At 66.9% G+C, this 2,130-nt stretch carries 3 protein-coding genes and 1 pseudogene; 2 read left to right on the top strand and 2 right to left on the bottom strand.

Annotated features, from left to right (window positions below; genetic code table 11):
• Positions 1–41: 41 nt before the first annotated feature.
• Both KWI83_RS37605 and KWI83_RS37600 read right to left on the bottom strand, forming a co-directional pair.
• Positions 42–317: a hypothetical protein gene (locus tag KWI83_RS37605; protein ID WP_218518859.1), complete on the bottom strand. Its 276-nt coding sequence runs from the start codon at positions 315–317 to the stop codon at positions 42–44.
• 88 nt (positions 318–405) lie between these two features.
• A complete protein-coding gene (locus KWI83_RS37600) occupies positions 406–687 on the bottom strand; it encodes a hypothetical protein (RefSeq protein ID WP_218518858.1) in 282 nt (93 codons plus the stop codon).
• A gap of 919 nt (positions 688–1,606) precedes the next feature.
• Between KWI83_RS37600 and KWI83_RS37595 the strand changes: the two genes are divergently transcribed.
• Positions 1,607–1,810 (top strand): cold-shock protein, encoded by a 204-nt coding sequence (locus tag KWI83_RS37595; RefSeq protein WP_014670069.1) that lies wholly within the window; start codon positions 1,607–1,609, stop codon positions 1,808–1,810.
• Between the two features lie 60 nt (positions 1,811–1,870).
• Positions 1,871–2,130: pseudogene (locus tag KWI83_RS40545) on the top strand (PQQ-binding-like beta-propeller repeat protein); the annotation flags it as partial.

The following is a 2,130-nucleotide window of genomic DNA, read 5'->3' as shown; positions in this document are numbered from 1 at the left end:
CATGGCTGGGATTGTGTCAGTGGATGCGTGATCTACTGGAATCACACGGCGATGTGCTCCCACGTCACCTTGGAGGCGCGCCGCAGCATCCATTGGTAGAACTCGTAACCGTTGTCGATGTCAACGAAGTCCTTGACGTGCTCCACACCTTCTTGCCTCCACGTCACCCGGTAGATCGTCTTCGGCGCCGGGTACTGGGCAGCCTCCTCCCCGGCCTCGGCCTCGACTGCGGCGACTCGCGGCCGTGCGTTTACGGCCAGCTTCCCGACGGCGCCTACTGCGGCCAATCCCACGGCCCACACCAACTTGCCACGCATCCGTTCCCCCCTTGTGTTCGGTTCAGCGGCGACGGTATCGGGTGTCGTCGCCAGCTGGGATGAGTACCTCGCGCGCGTCAGGGATGACCTACGCGCCTGGCTTGACCGCGCCTGGCTTGACCCATGCCGCGAAGGCATTGTCGGCGTACTGCTCGCGGACGCGTTCGGACAGCGGTGTGTCCCTCGGCGGGATCAGCGCCCGCGCAGGCTTCTCGGGCTGCGCCTGCACCACCTTGACCGCCGGCGAGCGCCTCGGCTGCGTCCGGGGCGGCTGCACCAAACTCGCCATGATGCGGGCTGCACGCTCGCGGGCCGCAGCCTTCGCCGCAGCCTTCCGGGCCCGCTTCGTTTGCGGCGTCTCCTTCGGCATGGCCACAGGTTACGCGCGCGCGAACCGCGGTGCGGCAGGCATGAGAAAACCCCCGGTCGGGTGGCGGCCTGGGGGTTCTCAGCGGTCGGTCAGGCGGCGCCCTGCTCGTGTGTTGCGAGTGTGATGCGCCAGAAATCATGGTTTTAAGTCTCCGGCTGGTTCTCGGTGGCTGGCGGAGTGACCTTGGTGAGGTAGTCGGCGAGAGATTTGAGGATCTCGTCGTGCCTCGGCAGGATCGGATCACGCCGGCGACCGGGGACAGGGAGCGGTGAAAGCGGTACCACCTTCCGTGGCCGAACTGTTCGCCCGGTGCTGGAGAAGATCTCGTGCACCCTGTCGTGTTTCCCGGCGTTCGCTGCCTCCCGGCGGGCCTCGGCACTGGTCCATTCGCAGTAGTCGAGACTCGGGTGTCTCGGCGCTCAGGAGCAAGTGGGCTGAGAGGGCCCCGAGGCAGCTTCCTTCGCCGGGCAGACAGATGGCGGTGTCCCAGAAGCGCTTGCCGCTCCCGCCCGCTGTGCAGGAAGCCGATGTGGTGCCCCATCGAACTCGACGACGAGGTCGCGCGGGGGCGGCTCGTCCGTGGTCTCGAGCCGGTTCCGGGAAGTCCAAGGTGACGTCGTGTGGGGAGGGGCCGGTCACGCATGATCGGTGGGGCCGACCCGGAGAACAGTCGGCGGCGGGGAGAGGCCATGCCTCGCCGCAGCCTTGTGCAGAAGAAGGGCGCGAAGCTGCTGGCGCGTTTTCGCTAGCGGCTTCCGTCATGCCGTTATAGCGTTGTGATCAGCAGTCGTGGTTCCGAAGTTCCGTTCGCCCGTGATCGCCTCACGGGCGTTCTTGCTGTTCAGCGCCTCTCCGGACCAGGGCGATCACCTCCCGGTCGCGCAGCGTGCGTGCCCGGTTTCCCTCAAAGGAGACAGTCATGGCCAAGGGCACAGTGAAGTGGTTCAACAGCGAGAAGGGCTTCGGCTTCATCGAGCAGGAGGGCGGCGGCCCCGACGTCTTCGCCCACTACTCCAACATCGCCAGCCAGGGCTACCGCGAGCTGCAGGAGGGCCAGAAGGTCGAGTTCGACGTCACGCAGGGCCAGAAGGGCCCGCAGGCTGAGAACATCCGCCCCGCCTGATCGCGCCCCGGTAAGGGGGCCCGGCATCCCGGCTTCGGGACGCCGGGCCCTTACCGTCGCACGACGGTTCATCTGACTACGGGGTGCGGCCGGGCGCTGGCCTGGGACGGGCAAAATGGACACCCGTTGTTTGACACTCAGGTCGCCCGACGCATCAGTACGGCCCCCTTGGTCGCTGGCGACGCCGTCTACATCGCAGCATTCGACCCAGGGCGGCTTGTAGTCCTCGATCCGCTCTCTGGCAGAGATCTGTGGCGCCAGAGCGCAGGCGGCGCCTTCACCACCACGCCGTTCATGGCTGGCGATCGGATCTGGGCCAG

This window comes from Streptomyces sp. TRM70350, from assembly GCF_019219825.1.
In the GTDB taxonomy this organism is placed as follows: Bacteria; Actinomycetota; Actinomycetes; order Streptomycetales; family Streptomycetaceae; genus Streptomyces.
Note: the sequence above shows the minus strand (reverse complement) of the source record. Positions and strands in the feature narration are given on the sequence as shown.